Annotated in this window: 13 protein-coding genes; 9 read left to right on the forward strand and 4 right to left on the reverse strand. The window is 60.5% G+C overall.

The genetic code is table 11. The features are described from left to right. Nucleotides 1-175: 175 nt before the first annotated feature. The 5 genes from ACY4LX_RS27260 to ACY4LX_RS27280 are packed head-to-tail and all read left to right on the forward strand — an operon-like array spanning nucleotide 176 to nucleotide 8,568. Nucleotides 176-2,482: a putative bifunctional diguanylate cyclase/phosphodiesterase gene (locus ACY4LX_RS27260; protein ID WP_463258363.1), complete on the forward strand. Its 2,307-nt coding sequence runs from the start codon at nucleotides 176-178 to the stop codon at nucleotides 2,480-2,482. Further along, a complete protein-coding gene (locus tag ACY4LX_RS27265) occupies nucleotides 2,479-4,353 on the forward strand; it encodes a putative bifunctional diguanylate cyclase/phosphodiesterase (protein ID WP_463258364.1) in 1,875 nt (624 codons plus the stop codon). The genes ACY4LX_RS27260 and ACY4LX_RS27265 overlap by 4 nt, the downstream gene beginning before the upstream one ends. A gap of 44 nt (nucleotides 4,354-4,397) precedes the next feature. Next, nucleotides 4,398-5,357, forward strand: coding sequence for a cytochrome-c peroxidase (locus ACY4LX_RS27270; RefSeq protein WP_463258365.1), 960 nt, complete (start codon nucleotides 4,398-4,400; stop codon nucleotides 5,355-5,357). Beyond that, on the forward strand, nucleotides 5,354-7,165 hold the full coding sequence (locus tag ACY4LX_RS27275; RefSeq protein WP_463258366.1) for a DAHL domain-containing protein: 1,812 nt from the start codon (nucleotides 5,354-5,356) through the stop codon (nucleotides 7,163-7,165). The genes ACY4LX_RS27270 and ACY4LX_RS27275 overlap by 4 nt, the downstream gene beginning before the upstream one ends. Further along, nucleotides 7,162-8,568 carry an ATP-binding protein gene (locus ACY4LX_RS27280; RefSeq protein ID WP_463258367.1) on the forward strand — a complete coding sequence of 469 codons (1,407 nt, stop codon included), beginning with the start codon at nucleotides 7,162-7,164 and terminating at the stop codon, nucleotides 8,566-8,568. Before ACY4LX_RS27275 ends, ACY4LX_RS27280 begins: the two co-directional genes overlap by 4 nt. A gap of 733 nt (nucleotides 8,569-9,301) precedes the next feature. On the opposite strand, the gene ACY4LX_RS27285 is transcribed toward ACY4LX_RS27280, so the two are convergent. Together ACY4LX_RS27285 and ACY4LX_RS27290 are read right to left on the reverse strand one after the other, a co-directional pair. After that, nucleotides 9,302-10,627 carry an APC family permease gene (locus ACY4LX_RS27285; protein ID WP_149658025.1) on the reverse strand — a complete coding sequence of 442 codons (1,326 nt, stop codon included), beginning with the start codon at nucleotides 10,625-10,627 and terminating at the stop codon, nucleotides 9,302-9,304. Between the two features lie 230 nt (nucleotides 10,628-10,857). After that, nucleotides 10,858-11,679: a carbon-nitrogen hydrolase family protein gene (locus ACY4LX_RS27290; protein ID WP_463258368.1), complete on the reverse strand. Its 822-nt coding sequence runs from the start codon at nucleotides 11,677-11,679 to the stop codon at nucleotides 10,858-10,860. A gap of 127 nt (nucleotides 11,680-11,806) precedes the next feature. On the opposite strand from ACY4LX_RS27290, the gene ACY4LX_RS27295 reads away from it, so the two are divergent. Together ACY4LX_RS27295 and ACY4LX_RS27300 are read left to right on the forward strand one after the other, a co-directional pair. Further along, a complete protein-coding gene (locus ACY4LX_RS27295; protein WP_463258369.1) occupies nucleotides 11,807-12,607 on the forward strand; it encodes a helix-turn-helix transcriptional regulator in 801 nt (266 codons plus the stop codon). Nucleotides 12,608-12,758: 151 nt separating this feature from the next. Then, nucleotides 12,759-14,378 (forward strand): FMN-binding glutamate synthase family protein, encoded by a 1,620-nt coding sequence (locus tag ACY4LX_RS27300; RefSeq protein WP_123410296.1) that lies wholly within the window; start codon nucleotides 12,759-12,761, stop codon nucleotides 14,376-14,378. Nucleotides 14,379-14,501: 123 nt separating this feature from the next. On the opposite strand, the gene ACY4LX_RS27305 is transcribed toward ACY4LX_RS27300, so the two are convergent. Further along, nucleotides 14,502-15,995 (reverse strand): glucosyltransferase domain-containing protein, encoded by a 1,494-nt coding sequence (locus tag ACY4LX_RS27305; protein WP_463258370.1) that lies wholly within the window; start codon nucleotides 15,993-15,995, stop codon nucleotides 14,502-14,504. A gap of 227 nt (nucleotides 15,996-16,222) precedes the next feature. On the opposite strand from ACY4LX_RS27305, the gene ACY4LX_RS27310 reads away from it, so the two are divergent. Further along, a complete protein-coding gene (locus tag ACY4LX_RS27310; protein WP_463258371.1) occupies nucleotides 16,223-17,350 on the forward strand; it encodes an OpgC family protein in 1,128 nt (375 codons plus the stop codon). 214 nt (nucleotides 17,351-17,564) lie between these two features. Here ACY4LX_RS27310 and ACY4LX_RS27315 read toward each other — a convergent pair whose 3' ends face one another. Then, a complete protein-coding gene (locus ACY4LX_RS27315) occupies nucleotides 17,565-18,986 on the reverse strand; it encodes an amino acid permease (RefSeq protein WP_054613646.1) in 1,422 nt (473 codons plus the stop codon). A 1,267-nt stretch (nucleotides 18,987-20,253) separates the two neighbouring features. Here ACY4LX_RS27315 and ACY4LX_RS27320 point away from each other — a divergent pair. Continuing rightward, on the forward strand, nucleotides 20,254-20,712 hold the full coding sequence (locus ACY4LX_RS27320; RefSeq protein WP_133840163.1) for an REP-associated tyrosine transposase: 459 nt from the start codon (nucleotides 20,254-20,256) through the stop codon (nucleotides 20,710-20,712). The last annotated feature ends 332 nt before the right edge of the window (nucleotides 20,713-21,044 follow it).

Consider the following 21,044-nt stretch of genomic DNA (forward strand, 5'->3'; position numbering starts at 1 on the left):
TAGATGATTTTCAGACACTGCCCGCAACTCATTCATTCCATTCCCCCAAGCGAACTCCGGACAAAGGACTATGCTCAGGTCACTCGGATCCACAATCTGCAACCGTTCGGCCAGGTGATCAGGGAAAGGATGCCCCTATGAACAGACCGTTTCGAACCGCTGTCGCCCAGGGCTCATGCCTATGAATGCGCTCCTGGCACGGACTAACCGGCGAATCCTCATCGTCGACGATACCGCTTCTATCCATCAGGATTTCGCGAAGATCCTCAGCCCGCAGTCGATTGAAGACGACGACCTGGACAACACTGAACGGGCGCTTTTCGGATCAACGGCGGCCATCACGCTGCAAAGCTTTACCCTCGAATCGGCCTTTCAGGGCCTTGAAGCCCTGGACATGGTCGAAACGGCGCTGGCCAACGACATGCCCTACGCCATGGCCTTCATCGACATGCGCATGCCACCGGGCTGGGACGGCCTGGAAACCATCCAACGGCTGTGGCAGGTCGACCCCAAGCTGCAAGTGGCGCTGTGCACCGCGTATTCCGACTATTCCTGGGAAGACATCGACGAACGCCTGGAGCTGGGCGATCGCCTGTTGATCCTGAAAAAACCCTTCGATGCCATTGAAATCCGCCAGATGGCCAGTGCGCTGACCGCCAAATGGCAGATGACCGAAGACGCGGCGCTGAAAATGTCGCTGCTCGAACAAGCCGTCGAAGAACGCACCCTGGAGCTGTCCGATGCCAACATCATTGTGCAAAACAGCCCGACCATCCTCTATCGACTGCGCGGCGAGCCGTCGTTCCCGCTGATGTACATCTCCCACAACATCACCAAGTACGGGCACACCGCGGCCAAACTGGTGGCGTCGGCCAATTGGTCCAAGGAGCTGATTCACCCGGACGACCTGTCCAAGGTCGACATCGCCATGGAGCGGGTGCTGGACCGGCATGCCGAGGGCGCGTCCATTGAGTTCCGCATGCGCACCGGCGACGGTGCCTGGCGCTGGGTCGAGAACCGCTACATCCCGGTGCGTGACGCCGAAGGTCGCTTGCTGGAAGTCGAAGGCATCATCCTCGACATCACCGAACGCCGGCTCGCCGAAGAGAAAATCGCCCTGCTCGCCCGCACCGACGGGCTGACCGGGCTGGCCAACCGCGCGACCCTGATCGAACGCCTGCACCAGGCGTTCGCCGCCAATCGTCGGGGCGCCACCGCGTTTGCGATTTTTTACCTGGACCTGGACCACTTCAAGCGCATCAACGACACCCTCGGCCACCCGGTGGGCGACCTGTTGCTGCAAGAAGTCGCCCGGCGGATCAAGGCCTGCGTGCGCGAGAACGACGTAGTCGCGCGCCTGGGCGGTGACGAGTTCGCGATCCTGCAACTCGATGTCAGCGACCCTACCCAATCAGCGGCACTTGCGGTGAAGGTCCGCGATGCGCTGGTGCAGCCCTACTCCCTGGGCGGCAACGATGTGCGGGCGTCGGTCAGCATCGGCATCAGCAGCTGCACCCCGGACATGCTCAGTGCGGACAGCCTGCTGACCCAGGCCGACATGGCGCTCTATCGTTCCAAGGAGCAGGGCCGCAATCAGTACCACTTCCATTCCGAGGAGATCAATCAGGAAGTGGTCGAGCGCATGACCATCGCCAGCGACCTGAAAACCGCCATCGACAACGAAGAACTGGAGCTGCATTACTGGCCCGAAGTCGACCTGAGCACCGGCAAGATCCTCGGCATGGAAGCCCAGGTCAGCTGGAACCACCCCACCCGCGGCTTGCTCGAAGGCCCGGCGTTCCTGCCGGCGGCGGAAAAAACCGGGACCATCGTCGCCCTCGGCCATTGGGTGCTGGACCACGCCTGCCAGCAGATGCGCCAGTGGCGCGACGAAGGCATGGCGCCGCCGGTGATTGCGATCAAGCTGTCCCTGGCCCAGCTCAAGAGCGGCCCCGAACTGATCTACGACGTGTTGCGCACCACCGCGCGTTGGGAACTGTGCCCCTGGGACCTGCGCTTCGACGTCACCGAAGCGACCCTGGCCCAGACCAAATGGACCCACAACGATGTGCTGCCGCGCCTGCGGGAGCTGGGGGTGAAGATCGCCATCGACGACTTCGGCACCGAGTATTCCTCGTTCGATTACCTCAAGACCTACCAGGTCAACCACCTGAAACTGGCCCAGGCCTTTATTGACACCGCCGCCCAGGACCCGGCGAGCGCGAACACGTTGCGGGCGATTATCAATTTCGCCCGTGACGTAGGGATCGGAATCATTGCCGAAGGTGTCGAAACCCAGGAGCAACGCAGTTCGCTGATGGCCACAGGTTCGCCGATGAACGCCCAAGGGTATTTCTTCAGCAAAGCGGTCAGCAGCCAACAAGCCGCCGAACTGCTGAAAGCCGGGAGCATCATGCCCTCGGGCAGCGAAACCGGCCTGACCTCGGGCAACTTGCCGCGGTCCACGGAGGACAACGGATGAAGACACCCTTCGTGCGGACCAACCGGCGCATCCTGATCATTGATGACACACCGTCGATCCATCTGGATTTCCGCAAGATCCTCGACCCCGACGCGGAAGAAGAACAGATCCTGGCCGGCACCGAGGAAGCGTTGTTCGGCACGCTGCAACCGGACCGCCTGACCTTCCAGCTCGATTCCGCCTACCAGGGCCAGGAAGCCCTGGAACTGGTCAAGCGCGCCCGGGCTGAAGGTCGACCGTATGCCCTGGCGTTCACCGACATGCGCATGCCGCCGGGCTGGGACGGGCTGGAAACCATCGAGGAATTGTGGAAGGCCGATCCCAGCCTGCAAATCGCCCTGTGCACCGCGTATTCGGATTACAGCTGGGAAGCCATGGCCGAACGGCTCGAATTCGGCGATCAGCTACTGGTGCTGAAAAAACCCTTCGACAGCCTGGAAATCCGCCAGATGGCCAGCGCCCTGACCTGGAAATGGCAGATGGCCCAGGACGCGGCGATGAAAGTCCTGAGCCTGGAGCAGACCATCGAGGCCAGGGTGCATGAGCTGCTCAAGGTCTCGCACCTGTTGCAATACGACATCCTCACCGAGTTGCCCAACAGCACCTTGCTCGGCGATCGGCTGAACCAGTCCCTGGCCCTGTCCCGGCGCCATGACAAACAACTGGCGGTGATGTTTCTCGGCCTCGACCGCTTCAAGCGCATCAACAATGCCCTGGGGCACCCGGCTGGCGACGAAATGCTCAAACGCGTCGGCCAGAGCCTGGTGGCCACGGTGCGTGAATCCGATTCGGTGTTTCGCTACGGCTCCGACGAGTTCGTGGTGATCCTGGCCGATATCCGCCACCCGCAGCAGACGAAGGGCATCGCGGAAAAACTGCTGAACGCGATCCGCGCGCCGCAACACATCGCCGGCCACGACCTGAGTGTGACCGCCAGCCTGGGGATCAGCATCTACCCCGAGGACGGCCTCGATGCCATCGTGCTGATCAAGAAAGCCGAAACCGCGATGCGCAACGTCAAGGAAAACGGCCCGAACGATTTCAGCTTTTTCATCGACGAAATGAACCAGCGTGCCCGGGAGCAGCAGAGCATCGAGTCGGGGATTCGGCTGGCCCTGGAGCGCAACGAATTTGTCTTGCACTACCAGCCGAAAATGGACCTGGGCAGTGGCCAGGTGGTGGGCGCCGAGGCGCTGATCCGCTGGAAAAAACCGGGACAAGGCTGGGTCTATCCCTCGGACTTTATCGCGGTGGCCGAAGACAGCGGTTTGATTGTGCCGCTGACCAAATGGGTGATGGCCCAGGCCTGTCGCCAGGCGTGTATCTGGACGACCGCCGGGCTGCCGAAAATCTGCATTTCGGTGAACGTGTCAGCCATCGATTTTCGCCAGCGCGACTTTGTCGAGAGCATCGAGCTGATCCTCAAGCAGACCGGGATGGACCCGACCTTGCTCGAACTGGAGATCACCGAAGGCGTGTTGATGCAGAACGTCGACGCCACCGTGACCGCTCTGAACCGGATCAAGGCCCTGGGCGTGCGCCTGGCCATCGATGACTTCGGCACCGGTTATTCCAGCCTCAGTTATCTGCGCCGGTTTCCCATTGATGTGCTGAAAATCGACCAGTCATTCATCCGCGGCCTGAGCAGGGACAGCAGCGATGCCGCCCTGGTCAGCGCCATCATCAGTTTGGGCAAGAGCCTCAAGCTGACGGTGATCGCCGAAGGCATCGAAACCCTCGAACAACTGGATTTCCTCAAGGCCCACCACTGCGAGGAAGGCCAGGGTTACTACTTCAGCAAAGCCGTGGCGCCGGACGCTTTTGCGCATTATTTGATGTTGGTGAAGCCGCTGCCTTCAGCCCAGACATGAGCGACGCACGACCACACCCAGGCCAACCGCCAAGGAATTATTCGATGTCGTCCAACCCTGCCTTTGCCGTTGCGGTGTTTGCGTTGGCGATCTGCCTGAGCGCCAGCGGCGCACCGCTGAACGAACCGCTCAAACCGTTACCTCCCGTGCCGCAGCAGAATCCCCAGCGGGTCGAACTCGGTCGCCAGTTATTCAATGAGCCGCGCCTGTCGGTCAACAACAGCGTGTCCTGCGCCGGGTGTCATCGCCTGGAAAGTGGTGGCGCCGATAACAAACAGTTCTCCATCGGCTTCAACGGCCAACCGGTGGCCATCAACACCCCGAGCGTGCTCAACGCCTCCCTCAACTTCCGCCAGTTCTGGAATGGCCGTGCCGCCACCCTGGAAGCCCAGGTCCACGAAGTGGTGCAGAGCCCCAGCGAAATGGGCAGCAACTGGGAGCACGTGGTGCAAACCCTGAGCGCCGACCCGACCTACCACGCCGCGTTCGCCAGCGCCTACCCGGACGGCGTGACCATGGGCAATGTGCAAAACGCCCTGGCCAGCTACGAGCGCACGCTGGTCAGCGCCAATTCGCGCTTCGATCAATACCTGCAAGGCAATACCGACATCCTCACCCTCGAAGAAAAGTACGGCTATCAGCGCTTCAAGGAGTACGGCTGCATTTCCTGCCATCAAGGGGTGAACATCGGCGGCAACATGTTCCAGAAATTCGGGGTCATGGGCGATTACTTCCAGGCCCGGGGCAACCCCACCCAAACCGACCTGGGACGCTACCTGGTGACCAAGGATGAGGAGGACCGCAATGTGTTCAAGGTCCCGAGCCTGCGCAACGTCGCCGTGACCGCGCCGTACTTCCACGACGGCTCGGCGAAAACCCTCGAAGAGGCGGTGGATGTGATGTTCAAGTACCAGCTCGGCCGCGTGCCCTCGAATGACGACAAGGCCCTGATCATCCTGTTCCTCAAGACCCTGACCGGTGAATGGGAGGGCAAGCCATTATGAAAATGTCCCGCCGTCGCAGCCTGGCGCTGCTCAGCCTGGTGGCCCTGGCCCTGGCCTCGATTCTGTTGTTCCTGTACCTCAAATCGAGTTCCGACCAGACCTCGGCCTACACCGACTCCCGGGACTTGATCGGGCGGATGAAACAACTCAACGCGCAATGGGAAACCGAGATTCTCAAGGCGCGGATCACCCTCAATCACAACTACGATCCACTGGTCACACCCCTGACCGAGATGACGCAGTTGTGGGAGCGGTTCGAAAACATGGAATCGAGCCATGGGCGCAATGACTCGCCCGCGTGGAAGGACAGCCACGATGCCTACCTGGCCGCCATCCAGGAAAAAACCCGACTGGTGGAGCAGTTCAAGTCCCACAACGCGGTACTGCGCAACTCGTTGGCGTTTTTGCCCACAGCCGAGGACGACATTCAGCAACCCTTGGCCCAAGTAGTGGATGGCGACCAACTGCAACTGCAGAACATCGCCACCGACACCTATGACTTGCTGCTCAGCGCACTCGAATTCGCGCAAGTGACCTCGGACGACAAGGCCGCTGACATCCTGGTCGGCCTGAACAAACTGGGGGTGAACAAACTGCGGTTGCCAGAACCGTTCCACAGCCCCATCGACATTTTGAGCAATCACATCGCGCTGATCCTGCGGGAGCAACCGATCGTCAACCGCCTGCTGGAAAACATCGAAGCCATCCCCGTGGCCGAACGCCTGGACGACATCACCGGTTTGCTCAACGACGACCAGAAGCAGTCCGATGCGGTGTATCAGCGCTATCACTTCTACATGCTGGTGTTTTCCGTGCTGTTGGTGCTGGTGCTGGTGTACCTGGCGATTCGGCTGATGCGCAGCTACACCGAGATCAGCCGCGTCAACAAAGCGCTGCAAACCGCTAACGACGACCTGGAACTGCGGGTCGAAGAACGCACCCGGGAACTGCGCGATACCCAGAGCGAACTGCTCGACACCGCGCGCCAGGCCGGCATGGCCGAGATCGCCACCAACGTGTTGCACAACGTCGGCAACGTGCTCAACAGCGTGAACATCTCCGCCGACCTGGTCACCCGCAGACTGCGCGGCAGCAAGGCCCTGGGGCTGGGCAAGGCGATGCAACTGATCAACGAACACGCTGCGGACCTGGGCAGCTTTCTGACCGAGGATGCCAAAGGCAAATTGCTCCCCGGCTACCTCAATCAACTGGTGGACGCCATTGCCCTCGAACAACAGGGCATGACCGAAGAACTGGCGCAGCTGACCAAAAGCGTGGACCACATCAAGGAAATCGTCGCCACGCAGCAGTCCTACGCCGGCGCCAACAGCCTGATGGAGCCGGTGCACATCAGCGAATTGCTGGAGGACGCCCTGCGCATGAACTCCGGCGCCCTGACCCGACACCACGTCACGGTGGTCAAGGAATACGGCGAAGTCCCCCGGATCATGGGTGACAAACACCGCTTGCTGCTGATCCTGATCAACCTGATCAGCAACGCCAAATACGCGATGTCTGACCTCAGCGACCGTCCACGACAGATGACCCTTGGGGTGAAAATAGTCGACGACAGCGTTCTTCAAGTCAGCGTCAAGGATGACGGTGAAGGCATCCCCAAGGAAAACATGACGCGAATCTTTGCCCACGGCTTTACCACCCGCAAGGAAGGCCATGGTTTCGGCCTGCACAGTTGTGCCCTGGCCGCCATCGAGATGAACGGCCACCTCACCGCCCATAGCGACGGACCGGGCAAAGGCGCACAGTTCACGCTGCAGATCCCTTTGAAAACCGTAGCAGGTGACGCATGAGCGAACTCTCGAATCGACGCATTTTGTTGATCGATGACACACCGTCCATTCATGTCGACTTTCGCAAGATCCTCACCCCGAACCCGGCGCAACACGTGGAACTGGATGAGATGGAAGTGGCGCTGTTCGGCGCCGAAGTCAAATCCGCCAGCGCCCTGTTCGAACTGGACTCGGCCTTCGGCGGCCAGGAAGGCCTGGGCAAACTCAAGTTCGCCATGAAGGAAAACCGTCCCTACGCCATGGCCTTCGTCGACATGCGCATGCCCGATGGCTGGGACGGCGCGCAGACCATCGAACACTTGTGGCAGCAAGACCCGCGCCTGCAAGTGGTGGTGTGCACCGCTTATTCCGATTACTCGTGGGATGAACTGCTCGACCGTTTGCAGGCCCATGACCGGCTGCTGATCCTGAAAAAACCGTTCGACAATATTGAAGTGCAGCAGATGGCCAATACCCTGTTGACCAAATGGGACATGACCGAACGGGCCTCGGTACAAATGCACCACCTGGAGCACCTGGTGGACCAGCGCACGACGGAGTTCAAACAGGCCAGCGGAGCCTTGCAGCGGGAAATCGACGAGCGCAAACAGCTTGAGTCGCAACTGGTGCAATCGGAAAAACTCGCCTCGCTGGGGCAACTGGCCGCCGGCGTCGCCCATGAAATCAACAACCCCATCGGCTTCATTTCCTCCAACCTCGGATGCCTGGAAGGCTACTTCAAGCAACTGCAGGAAATGCTCGACGCCTATCGCAGTGCCGAACAGGCGATTACTTCAACCGAGGTGATGGAGCGATTGGGCGTGCTGCGCGAACGCATCGAGCTGGAGTTCCTGCGCGAGGACATTCCGCTGCTGATCAAGGAGTCCAAGGACGGCATCAGCCGCGTCGGGCAGATCGTCAAGGACCTGAAGGACTTCTCCCGGGTGGACTCGAACCAGGAATGGCAGTGGGCCAACCTGCATCAGGGCATCGACTCGACCCTGAACATCGTCGCCAACGAGCTCAAGTACAAGGCCGACGTGGTAAAGGCCTATCAGGTGCTGCCGGAAATCGAGTGCCTGCCGTCGCAAATCAACCAGGTGATCATGAACCTGATCGTCAACGCCTCCCAGGCCATCGGGGCGGAACGCGGCACCATCACCCTGAGCACCGGGATGGCGGGTGAAACCGTGTGGATCGAAGTCGCCGACACCGGCTCGGGCATTGAGCCGCAGACCTTGCAGAAAATCTTCGACCCGTTCTTCACCACCAAACCGATTGGCCAGGGCACCGGGCTCGGGCTATCGCTGTCGTACGGGATCGTGAAAAAACATCACGGGGATATTTCCGTGCGCAGCATCGTCGGGACGGGCACAACCTTCCGCGTCGAACTGCCGGTGCGCCAGACCAAACTGGCAAGCTGAACACCAGCCCCTGTAGGAGCGAGGCTTGCCCGCGAAGTCGGCTGCACATTCAACATCAATGTTGACTGACATACCGCCGTCACCGTAGGAGCAAAGCTTGCTCGCGAAGAACGATGACGCGGCGTGTCAGACCCGACGCCTTCGCGAGCAAGCTTCGCTCCTACAGGTACGGGATCGTGAAAAAGCACCACGGGGATATTTCCGTGCGCAGCATCGTCGGGACGGGCACAACCTTCCGCGTCGAACTGCCGGTGCGCCAGACCAAACTGGCAAGCTGAACACCAGCCCCTGTAGGAGCGAGGCTTGCCCGCGAAGTCGGCTGCACATTCAACATCAATGTTGACTGACATACCGCCGTCACCGTAGGAGCAAAGCTTGCTCGCGAAGAACGATGACGCGGCGTGTCAGACCCGACGCCATCGCGAGCAAGCTTCGCTCCTACAGGTACGGGATCGTGAAAAAGCACCACGGGGATATTTCCGTGCGCAGCGTCGTCGGGACGGGCACAACCTTCCGCGTCGAACTGCCGGTGCGCCAGACCAAACTGGCAAGCTGAACACCCCCCCTGTAGGAGCGAGGCTTGCCCGCGAAGACGGCTGCACATTCAACATCAATGTTGACTGACATACCGCCGTCACCGTAGGAGCAAAGCTTGCTCGCGAAGAACGATGACGCGGTGTGTCAGACCCGACGCCTTCGCGAGCAAGCTTCGCTCCTACAGGGTGGTGTGTCGTTACGTGGCTTCCTGGAAATCCATCTCCGGCGGCTGGCGACGGAACCCGCCCGTCAGCACCGCCAGGTACACCACGCCAATCGCCAGCCAGCTCAGGCCCAGGTAAATCGCCAGGTGATCGAGGCTGACCATCAGCCACAAGTCCGCCACCAGGCCAACAAACGGGAACACCAGGAACAGCACCAGCTCACGCGGGCCTTTTTTCTCGCCGCCGATCCAGTAATGGAAGATCACCGACAGGTTCACCAGGCTGAAGGCCAGGAAGGCGCCGAAGTTGATGAACGAGGTCGAGGTGGTCACGTCCAGTTTCAGCGCGAGCAACGCCACCACGGCGCAGAGCAGGATGCTGTTGACCGGCGTGCCGAAGCGTTCATGCAACGTGCCGAAAAACGACTTGGGCAGCACGCCGTCACGGCCCATGGCAAAGAGCAACCGCGAACCACTGGCCTGGGCCGACAGGCCCGACGCGAACTGGCCGACGATCAGGCCGATGAGGAAGATCGAGACGAACAGGTCGCCGCCGATGTTGCGGGCAATTTCGTAAGCCGCCGAGTCGACGCTGTCGAACTGGAACGACGGATGGGCGATCTGCACGAAGTACGACACGCCGACGAAAATCAAACCGCCGATCAGGGTGATCAGCATGATCGCCCGGGGAATGGTGCGGCGTGGGTCGCGGGTTTCTTCAGTCAGGGTGCTGACCGCGTCAAAACCGAGGAACGAGTAACAGGCAATGGCCGCGCCGCTCATGATCAACGGCATTTGCATGTCGCCGTTGAAGAACGGTTTGATCGTCCACAACGGTGTGTTCGCGTCGCCGCCGATGTAATGCACGCACAGGGCGACGAAAGCGATCAGTACCAGAAATTGCACCAGCATCAGCAAGGCATTGATGCCGTTGGCCAGTTTCAGGCCGACGATGTTGATCGCGCTGGTGATGCCGATGAACGCCAACACCCAGATCCACTGCGGCACCGCCGGGAAGGCGGAGTTGAGGTAAGCCGCACCGATCAGCCAGATCGCCATCGGCAGGAACAGGTAATCGAGCAGCACCGCCCAACCGGCGATAAAGCCGAGTTTCGGGCTGATGGCTTTGCGCACATAGCTGTAGGCTGAACCGGCCACCGGGAACGCGGCGGCCATGCGCCCGTAGCTCATGGCCGTGAAGAACATCGCCACCAGCGCCGCCAGGTAAGCGGCCGGGACCATGCCGGCGGTGGATTGAGCGAGGATGCCGAAGGTGCCGAGCACAATGATCGGCGTCATGTAGGCGATGCCGAACAGCACCACCGAACCCAATGACAGGGTGCGTTGCAAACGAGCCATGAGCGACTACTCCGAATTTATTAGATTTATGGCAGAGCCGAGTTCGGCGCAAGGTACGGGGTGTTGCGTGATCGTTCCCACGCTCTGCGTGGGAATGCCTCAATGGACGCTCTGCGTCCGCTCTTGGGACGCGGAGCGTCCCGGGCTGCATTCCCACGTAGAGCGTGGGAACGATCGGTACAGCGGAATCGCGTTCGGCGGAGCTGCCGAAGGCTGCGATCTTTTGATCTTCAGTTTTTAGGGATCAGTAACTCCCGCCGTCCATTGGCATGCTCGACAATCTCCCCCGGCAACTTCAGCCGCTGATCATCCAGGTACCGATAATCCTGTCGCGCCGCCGCCAATTGGTTCAGGTCCAGCTCAACCGCAAACTGACCCTCCTCGCGCCCGGCTTCGAACAGCAACGTGCCCAGCGGATCCACCAGCGCACTGCCGCCGGCAAACAACAACCCGCCATCCCCCGCTTCCACGCGGTTGACCATCAGCGCAAACGCCTGGTTTTCCTGGGCGCGGGCCATGATCGCGGTGCGGTGGGTCGGGCCGTAGGGGTCCATGTTGCCGTTGGTGACCAGCAGCACTTCGGCGCCCAGTTGCGCCAAGGCACGGGCGGTTTCGGGGAATTCGATGTCGTAGCAAATCAGCAGGCCGACCCGCACCCCGTTCCACAGGCACGTGGCGTAACGGTCGCCGGCCTCGTAGACGCCGCGATCCGACGCCCACAAATGCGTCTTGCGATAGCGCAGGGCAATGCCTTCGGGGGTGATCAGCAGCGTGGTGTTGTAGAAACGGCCGTTGTCGTTCTCAGCAATGCCCACCACCACGGCGATCTGGCGTTCACGGGCCGCTGCGAGCACAGCGCTGACGGTCGGGCCGTCCAGCGGCTCGGCGACCTGGGCCACGGTCTCTTCCGATGCGAAGCCCATCAAGTGGCCTTCCGGTAACATGATCAGTTGCGTGTCGGCGGCGCAGCCAGCGATGGCGGCCAGGGCGCGTTCGAGGTTGTAAGCCGTGTCGTTGTCACGGCCCGCCAATTGGGCGAGTTCGACCTTCATGGGTATTCCTTGTTATGAGCGCCGGGGATGCAGAAAGATTGCCCGGTCGGTGTCTGTGCGCCAGTATGCGCAGCAAGCAACCGGCCAGGGAATCACGCGGCCGGGGTAACCCGATAGGGGTAGACGCATGACACTCTCGCTGGATGACATCGCCTGGCACCGCTCGGTGGGGCAACTGATCGACGCCCTGGACAAGCCGAACTTCTGGACGCAATTGGTCCGGTTGCTGGACCAATACGTGGATTTCGACAGCTGGGTGGTGCTGCTTTTCAGCGCCGACCAGCACCCGCAAGTGTTCGCCGAATGCCCTGGCGAGGACGGCAGCCCCGACCAACTGTTCCAGGATTACCTGCGCGGCCTGTACCTGCTGGACCCGTTCTACATCGCCTGCCGCGAACAATCGCGCACCGGGCTCTATCGCCTGTCGGAAGTCGCGCCGGAGCACTTCGAGCTGACCGAGTATTACCAGCGCTACTTTCGTCTGAATGTGGTGGCCGACGAAATCCAGTTCAATTGCCAGCTCGAAGGCGACCGCACGCTGTGCCTGTCCTTGGGCAGCAAGCAGCGTTTCAGCGGCCAGCAGATAGCCTTGCTGTCGCTGATCCAGCCGTGGGTGCTGGGCCTGTTGCGCCAGCGCTTGCCCTATGAAATCAACGAAGTCGTGGCCCTGGCTCCCGCCCCGATCCAGGCTGACTGGCGCGTGCAACTGGAAGCCTCGGTGCAGCAACTCAAAGGCGCGCAACTGACCGCCCGGGAGCTGGACGTCGGAAGGTTGATGCTCAGCGGTTGCTCCAGCAAAGAAATCGCCCGTAAGCTGGAAATCTCCGTAGAAACCGTGAAAGTCCATAAGAAACACATGTACAGCAAGCTGGGGATCAAGTCCCAGTCGGAGCTGTTTTCGATATTCCTGCAAGCGCAAAATGCCTGAAACACCACGGCCCTGTAGGAGCAAAGCTTGCTCGCGATGGCGGTGTGTCAGTCGACATTAACCGTGACTGACACACCGCTTACGCGAGCAAGCTTCGCTCCTACAGGGATCGCGTGTTGAACGTAACCGAGTCCGAACCCAGGGAACCCGTATGAGCCTGTCACTCCTGAGCCGCTACGCCTTCTTTGCCGCGTGTGTGATCTTTACCCTCGCCAGCCTGCCCTTCCTGCAACACGACTGGCTCTGGCCGATCACCGCCGTCACCGGTGTGCTGAGCCTCGTCGGCCTGTTCGACTTGCTGCAAAGTCCCCACGCCGTGCGGCGCAACTACCCGATCCTGGGCAATATCCGTTACTTGGTCGAGGGCATTCGCCCGGAAATCCGCCAATACCTGCTCGAATCCGACAGCGACGCCCTGCCCTTCTCCCGGGCCCAGCGTTCGCTGGTGTATTCCCGGGCCAAGAACGAAAGCGCCGACAAACCCTTCGGCACGCTGATCGATGTGTACCAGTCGGGCTTCGAATTCATCGGCCACTCCATGCGCCCGGCGCCGTTGAGTGACCCGAGCGGTTTCCGCGTGATGGTCGGTGGCCCGCAGTGCACTCAGCCGTACTCGGCGTCGGTGTTCAACATCTCGGCCATGAGCTTCGGCTCCCTCAGCGCCAACGCCATTCGCGCGTTGAACCAGGGCGCCAAGCTTGGCAACTTCGCCCACGACACCGGCGAAGGCAGCATCAGCGCCTATCATCGGGAAAACGGCGGCGACCTGACCTGGGAACTCGGCAGCGGCTACTTCGGCTGCCGCACCGCCGACGGCCGCTTCGATCCGGAACGCTTCGCCGCCCAGGCTCAGACGCCGCAAGTGCGCATGATCGAAATCAAGATGAGCCAAGGCGCCAAACCCGGCCACGGCGGCATCCTGCCCAAGCACAAAGTCACCAAGGAAATCGCCGAAACCCGCGGCATCATGATGGGCGAAGACTGCATCTCGCCTTCACGGCACAGCGCGTTTTCCACGCCGATCGAACTGATGCACTTTATCCAGCAACTGCGCGAACTGTCCGGCGGCAAACCGGTGGGCTTCAAGTTCTGCCTCGGCCATCCATGGGAATTCATGGGCATCGCCAAAGCCATGCTCGAAACCGGCATCCTCCCGGACTTCATCGTCGTCGACGGCAAGGAAGGCGGCACCGGCGCGGCACCGGTGGAATTCACCGACCACATCGGCGTACCGATGCGCGAAGGCCTGTTGTTCGTACACAACACGTTGGTGGGCCTGAACCTGCGGGACAAAATCAAACTCGGCGCCAGCGGCAAAATCGTCAGCGCCTTCGACATCGCCAGCGTCCTGGCCATCGGCGCCGACTGGGCCAACTCCGCGCGCGGCTTCATGTTCGCCATCGGCTGCATCCAGTCGCAAAGCTGCCACACCAACAAATGCCCGACCGGCGTGGCGACTCAAGACACTCTGCGTCAGCGCGCATTGGTGGTGCCGGACAAGGCGCAGCGGGTGTTCAACTTTCATCGCAATACCTTGAAGGCGTTGGCTGAAATGCTGGCGGCGGCAGGGCTGGAACATCCTTCGCAGTTGTCGGCCAAGCATTTGGTACGGCGCATGTCCGCGACCGAGATCAAATTGTTCTCGCAGTTGCATGTGTTCTTGAAGCCGGGGGAATTGTTGACCGGGGAAGTGAACGGCGAGTTTTATTCGCGGATGTGGCAGATGGCGCGGGCGGATAGTTTTGAGCCGGGGGAAGTGGCGGCGGCTTAAGAGTTTCAGCACCACGCTCATGGATTAATGCCCAGGCGAAACACGCGCTCTGTAGCAGCTGGTGAATTCTGCGTCCGGCTGCTACATGGGGTGTTACGGCTTACCGCAGTCCGTGGTCATCGCTCACCACTGAATCTCAGTAATGGGTGCCGGCTCTTTCATGACAATAAAACCGTAATCCCCGAGCAAATAAATGCGGTAGTACTGGCTATCCACCAATGGCACAAACCCCTGATACCCGACCCGCGTCGCATTGCGCCGCTCCCGCTCGGCCACCACATTGGTGATGCCGGCCTTGGGCAAGTTCTCGGCGAGCATGTAGTAGTCGGTGTTCAGCAAATAACGCAGCACCGGCAAGTGCTTGAAGGAACCGGCCGCACCGATCAGCCAGTGATCGGAGTAAGTCACCGACAGGTAAATGCGTTTGGCATCGCGCAGGGCCGGGCGGGAGGCGATGTCGTAGCTCAGGGCGTTGAGCGCGGTGTTGGCGAAGGTCTTCTGCACTACCAGCACCCGGCCATAGGCGAAGGACAGCGAGAGCATGGCCAGCAGCGGGATCAGCAACAGCAGCGGCAGTCGTGGGTGCAAGACCGTCAACGCCAGGTGACTGAAGTAGAACAGCAACAGCAGCACCACGGAAAACCCCACCAGGGTCCGGGCGCCTTCATTGAAGTCACGGAAAAACAGCGCGGCGCCGGGTACCAGAAACACCACGACCGGAATAATTAATAAACAAACAAACCCCAACACGGTTTTCCTCGGCCCCGTTTCCTGCCGTCCGATGAGCAGGACAGCGCCGGCCACCGCACACAGCAGCAGCCCCGCGAACACCCAGCCGAAGCCGCCGTGAAACAGCAACATGACCTTTTCCAACACCCGGGCCGTGTTGGTTTCGATTTGCAGCAGTGGCGCCACTTCCCCTTTCAACAGTTGGGTGCGGTGCTGATTCATATAGGCGCCCGCCGTGGCGAAGTAGATCAACCAGGCCAGCGCCACTTGCGCGGCGTTCCAGCCGATCAACCGCCACCACTCGGGCCAGGGCAGTTTGGCGTTGGCGCCGCGCAGCAACTCCAGGGCGCACAAGCCGAGAAACACATTGATGCTGACCTGATACAGCCCCAATGCCAGGGCAATCAGCAGCGCCGGCACCACCAGTTGCTGGACCCGCGAGGCACTGCGAAAGGTGATCGCAAAAATCACTGCCACCAGGCTCAGGGCCATGGCCGGCCCGTCGTATTGATACGACAGATTTTGCAGGAAGAACGGGTTGTACCAGAACCCGAGCACCACCAGGCAATGGGTCAGGGTCGGTTCGGCGAAGTAGTGGAAGGTCAGGCGGGTCAATGCCCACGATATGGCCAGGATGGCGATCAGCAAGGGTAAGGGGAAAATGTTCGGCGCCGCACCGCTGAAAGTCAGCCAGTTGTAGAACAGCTGGGTGAACAAGCGGCCCTCCTCCGACCAGCCCATGCCGGCGGCCAGGGAACGCCAACTGTCATCGATGTAGGGATAGTCCGCAAGGATCAACGGCAGGACGTAGGCAAAGGTCGCCAATAGAAAACACAGCCAGACCCGTCGACCGCCGAGTTCTCTGTCGAGCCAATCGCCCATCCGCATGTCGATGCCCCTTCGGGTTACTGCATTCAACCCGTGAAGCTTTGATCGCGGCGCCGGGCATTCATCACCGCGTTTAAGACGGACGGTGACAGCAGGCAATATCCCGTAATATCCCGACTTTGCAATTACTCGCCAATCACGCCACCCTGCGCGCCGCCCATTCGCGGCGCGCAACCTTTTGTGCCGCGTAGTACTCCTTTTCAACACCCGTTCAAGAGCCCTCAGTCATGACGTCTGAACGCGATCACCGCATCGACTTTTTTCGAGGCCTGGCCCTGATCTTCATTTTCTGGGATCACGTGCCGCACAACCCCCTCGGCCAAATCACCCCGCGTAACTTCGGTTTCAGCGATGCCGCGGAGATTTTCGTGTTTCTCGCCGGGTACGCGGCGGTGCTGGCCTACGGCAAGATTCTCCAGCGTGACGGTTATCTGGTCGCCTGCCTGAAAATCCTGCGCCGCACCTGGGTGCTGTACGTGGTGCATATCTTTTTGCTGGCGATGCTGATGGGCATCGTGTTCTTCGCCAACAGCCACGTGGAAACCCGTGACCTGGTGGAAGAAATGGGCATGCATCACTTCATCACCAACCCCCAGCAGGCGCTGACGGATGAGTTGCTGTTGCGCTTCAAACCCAACCTCATGGACCCGTTGCCGCTGTACATCGTGCTGCTGGCGGGTCTGCCGTTGGTGCTGCCCCTGCTGCTGCGCAAGGCATGGGCGGTGGTGGCGGTGTCGTTAACGGTGTACCTGCTGGCGCCGTGGTTCGGCTGGAACCTGGCCGCCATCAAGGATGGCGTGTGGTACTTCAACCCGGTGGTCTGGCAACTGTTGTTTGTGCTCGGTGGCGCCGCCGCTGTGCATGGGCAGCGCCCGGGACAGCCCGATACTCGACCGCTGCTACGCCAGCCGTTGTTTGTCAGCGCAGCGGTGTACGCGGTGCTCGCCGGGGTGATTACGATCACCTGGCGCTGGCCGGAAATTCACGACGCCGTGATGCCGGCGTGGCTGAGCAACCTGCTGTACCCGATCAGCAAGACCGACCTGTCGCCGGTGCGATTGCTGCATTTCCTGGCCCTGGCCTACGTCACCGCCAAGCTGTGGCCCGACAACGGCTGGACCCGAAACTGGCTGGCGCAGCAGAGTTGCCGCATGGGTCGTTACTCGCTGGAAATCTTCTGCCTGGGCGTGCTGTTGGCGCCGTTGGCGGACATGGTCAATGCCATGACCGACGATGCGTTTGCCATGCAGATCTTCACCGCGCTGGTGGGGGCCGGGTTGATGGCGTTGTTGGGGGCCTGGCTGGATTTCAACAAGCGCCTGACCCGGCCGGTGCAAGCGGTAGCAGTCAATTGAGTTACACCGTGCTTTTGTGGCGAGGGAGCTTGCTCCCGCTCGGCTGCGAAGCAGTCGCAAACCGATGAATGCGATACACCTGAACGACTGCGGTGGCCGTATTTAGGGCCGCTGCGCGCCCCAGCGCGAGCAAGCTCGCTCGCCACAGGGAAAGCGTGCCAAACAAAAAGCCCCGGCCAATGGACCGGGGCTTTTGCCTTTCAGGCGTTACAACTCAAGAAGCCGAACGCACCGCACCTTGCGCCACATTGGTCGGCTGCAGCTTGAACACGTAGAACAACACCGTCAGCAGCACCAGGAACGCCGGGCCCACGTACAGCGCCACCCGAGTGTCCGGGAAGTACGCCATCAGCCCCACCACCAGCACCAGGAACGCCAGCGCCAGGTACGAGCTGACCGGGTACAGCCACATTTTGTATTTCAGCCCGGCCCGTTCGCTGGCGCTCAGGCCTTTGCGGAATTTGAGCTGGGCCAGCAGGATCATCACCCAGGTCCAGATCGCGCCGAAGGTGGCAATCGCCGTCACCCAGACGAAGACTTTCTCCGGAACCATGTAATTGAGCAGCACGCCCAGCAACAGCACGAAGATCGACAACAGCAACGCGCGACGGGGCACGCCGTTGCTGGATGTGGTGGCGAAACCGGCCGGGGCCTGGCCGTTCTGCGCCAGGCTGTAGAGCATGCGCCCGGTGCTGAAGATGCCGCCGTTGCACGACGACAACGCCGCAGTAATCACCACGAAGTTGATGATGCCGGCGGCGGTCTTGATGCCAAGACGCTCGAAGGTCATCACGAACGGACTGCCCTGGGTGCCGATTTCATTCCACGGGTAGATCGACAGAATCACGAACAACGCGCCGACGTAGAACAACAGGATCCGCCAGAACACCGAGCCGATCGCGTTGGGAATGGTCTTCTGCGGGTTCTTCGCTTCGCCGGCGGTCAGGCCGATCATCTCGACGCCGAGGTAGGCGAACATCACCATTTGCAGGGACATCAACACGCCTTGCACGCCATTGGGCATGAAGCCGCCATGGGCCCACAGATTGGAAATCCCCAGGGCCACGCCGTCGTTGCCGAAGCCGAACGCGATCACGCCGATACCGCCGATCACCATTGCAATGATGGTGACGATCTTGATCAGGGCGAACCAGAATTCGAATTCACCGAAGGCTTTGACCGCGATCAGATTGATGGTGCCCATGCTGATCAACGCCGACAGCGCCCAGATCCAGCGCGGCACGTCGGGGAACCAGACGCCCATGTACACCGCCACCGCCGTGATTTCCGCGACGCAGGTCACCAGCCACAGAAACCAGTAATTCCAACCGGTCAGGAAACCGGCCAAGGGGCCGAGGTAGTCTTGGGCATAGCGGCTGAAGGAGCCGGCGACCGGGTTGTGCACGGCCATCTCGCCGAGGGCACGCATGATCACCAGGATCGCCAGACCGCCAATGATGTAGGACAGCATGATCGCCGGGCCGGCCATTTCGATGGCCTTGGCCGAACCGAGGAACAGGCCGACACCGATACAGGCGCCGAGCGCCATCAGGCGAATATGCCGTTCGCCCAGTTCGCGTTTAAGCGGGCCGCCCTGAGCGGTCTCGCCTTGGGGCAGATGATTGCCTGCTGGCATAGGGGTACAACCTCGTCTTGTTATTGGATATGACCACCGAGCATCGAAGCGCCGACCGATAAGCCGTTGCTTGCCTGAAACCGGGCCTGCCTTTTGGGCAAACCCGTCTTGTAGGACAAAACCTGCAAGATCAGCGGGGCGTGCAGTATAAAAAGCTTCCGACAGGGTTTTTCACTCTATAAACCACAACATTCAGCCAGAACTCTCGCTAAAAGCCCGGTTTACGGAGGGGCATTAACTGGCTTTTGCCGCAATAGCCATCGTGAAAAACGGCGGTGAGTATTGCACAGCATTGGTGCATCGTCATGGGTCGACCTTAGTCGGGTTTACTCCTTTAAAGCTCTAACACGGCTATCACAGAGGATGAGTCCCTGTGGCGAGGGAGCTTGCTCCCGCTCGACTGCGCAGCAGGCGCCAACCCTTCAATGAGTTTTGCCTGACACACCGCGGTGGATGGTTTTGGGCTGCTTCGCAGCCTAGCGCGAGCAAGCTCGCTCGCCACAGGGGGACAGTGTTCGACTGAATAACCTTGCTGACAGGCATCCGATCCTGGTTTCGAGCAAAACTCCAAACCTCACCGCTCATTGTGGCGAGGGAGCTTGCTCCCGCTCGACTGCGCAGCAGGCGCCAACCCTTCAATGAGTTTTGCCTGACACGCCGCGGTGGCTGTTTTTTGGGCTGCTTCGCAGCCCAGCGCGAGCAAGCTCGCTCGCCACAGGGGGACAGTGTTCGACTGAATAACCTTGCTGGCAGGCATCCGATCCTGGCTTCGAGCAAAACTTCCAAACCTCACCGCTCATTGTGGCGAGGGAGCTTGCTCCCGCTCGACTGCGCAGCAGGCGCCAACCCTTCAATGAGTTTTGCCTGACACACCGCGGTGGCTGGTTTTGGGCTGCTTCGCAGCCTAGCGCGAGCAAGCTCGCTCGCCACAGGGGGACAGTGTTCGACTGAATAACCTTGCTGACAGGCATCCGATCCTGGTTTCGAGCAAAACTTCCAAACCTCACCGCTCATTGTGGCGAGGGAGCTTGCTCCCGCTCGACTGCGCAGCAGGCGCCAACCCTTCAATGAGTTTTGCCTGACACGCCGCGGTGGCTGTTTTTTGGGCTGCTTCGCAGCCCAGCGCGAGCAAGCTCGCTCGCCACAGTTGCTGGTCGCCACATTGAGTCCTTCAACCGATTCGGAATTCTCATACAGCAGTTGCCGGCTCAAGTAGGAAGCTGGCGGGCTAGGGTCATTTCAGATCAAGGCAAAAGGACGCAATGGAATGCAAAAACATCCAAATTCCCATCGGCTACGTCATGGACGATATTCAGAACAAGGGCGAGGCTATCTGATCACGGCCGTCGTATATCAACGTCGTAAGGTTTTCACTGATTGGCGATTGGGACGACTCTTAGTGGCTGAATTCAGGCGAGCCCATGAACAACAATGGGTCAATTCGATTGCCTGGGTCATCATGCCGGACCACTTTCATTGGCTGGTACAACTTGAGCAGCGTTCCCTGGCGCAACTCATGCAAGCTATAAAATCCCGCAGCACATTGAGCATTAACCGAGCATCAGGCACTCAGGGGGCTTTTTGGCAAAGCGGCTATCACGACCGCGCTATCCGCGATGGTGAAGAACTTCTGCCATTTGCTCATTACATCCTCGCCAATCCGGTACGTGCAGGGCTTGTTGAGGAAATCGGCGACTATCCGCTTTGGGATGCTTACTGGCTTTGATAGAACCTCTGAGGCTCCGTGGCGAGGGAGCTTGCTCCCGCTTGAGTGCACAGCGCTCATACAAAGGGTCTGCTGCGCAGCCCAGCGCGAGCAAGCTCGCTCGCCACAGGGGGGCAGTGTTCGACTGAATGGCTTTGGTGGCCGGCATCCGATCCTGGTTTCGAGCAAAACTTCCAAACCTCATCGCTCATTGTGGCGAGGGAGCTTGCTCCCGTTTGAGTGCGCAGCGCTCATACAAAGGGTCTGCTGCGCAGCCCAGCGCGAGCAAGCTCTCTCGCCACAGGGGGCAGTGTTCGACTGAATGGCTTTGGCGGCCGGCATCCGATCCTGGT

This window comes from Pseudomonas sp. Emmai (assembly GCF_055179735.1).

What these genes read in the sequence shown, in the direction of transcription:
- ACY4LX_RS27260 (WP_463258363.1), top strand. Translation starts at nt 176, where the DNA reads ATGCCTATGAATGCGCTCCTGGCACGGACTAACCGGCGAATCCTCATC.
- ACY4LX_RS27265 (WP_463258364.1), top strand. Translation starts at nt 2,479, where the DNA reads ATGAAGACACCCTTCGTGCGGACCAACCGGCGCATCCTGATCATTGAT.
- ACY4LX_RS27270 (WP_463258365.1), top strand. Translation starts at nt 4,398, where the DNA reads ATGTCGTCCAACCCTGCCTTTGCCGTTGCGGTGTTTGCGTTGGCGATC.
- ACY4LX_RS27275 (WP_463258366.1), top strand. Translation starts at nt 5,354, where the DNA reads ATGAAAATGTCCCGCCGTCGCAGCCTGGCGCTGCTCAGCCTGGTGGCC.
- ACY4LX_RS27280 (WP_463258367.1), top strand. Translation starts at nt 7,162, where the DNA reads ATGAGCGAACTCTCGAATCGACGCATTTTGTTGATCGATGACACACCG.
- ACY4LX_RS27285 (WP_149658025.1), bottom strand. Translation starts at nt 10,627, where the DNA reads ATGGCTCGTTTGCAACGCACCCTGTCATTGGGTTCGGTGGTGCTGTTC.
- ACY4LX_RS27290 (WP_463258368.1), bottom strand. Translation starts at nt 11,679, where the DNA reads ATGAAGGTCGAACTCGCCCAATTGGCGGGCCGTGACAACGACACGGCT.
- ACY4LX_RS27295 (WP_463258369.1), top strand. Translation starts at nt 11,807, where the DNA reads ATGACACTCTCGCTGGATGACATCGCCTGGCACCGCTCGGTGGGGCAA.
- ACY4LX_RS27300 (WP_123410296.1), top strand. Translation starts at nt 12,759, where the DNA reads ATGAGCCTGTCACTCCTGAGCCGCTACGCCTTCTTTGCCGCGTGTGTG.
- ACY4LX_RS27305 (WP_463258370.1), bottom strand. Translation starts at nt 15,995, where the DNA reads ATGCGGATGGGCGATTGGCTCGACAGAGAACTCGGCGGTCGACGGGTC.
- ACY4LX_RS27310 (WP_463258371.1), top strand. Translation starts at nt 16,223, where the DNA reads ATGACGTCTGAACGCGATCACCGCATCGACTTTTTTCGAGGCCTGGCC.
- ACY4LX_RS27315 (WP_054613646.1), bottom strand. Translation starts at nt 18,986, where the DNA reads ATGCCAGCAGGCAATCATCTGCCCCAAGGCGAGACCGCTCAGGGCGGC.
- ACY4LX_RS27320 (WP_133840163.1), top strand. Translation starts at nt 20,254, where the DNA reads ATGCAAAAACATCCAAATTCCCATCGGCTACGTCATGGACGATATTCA.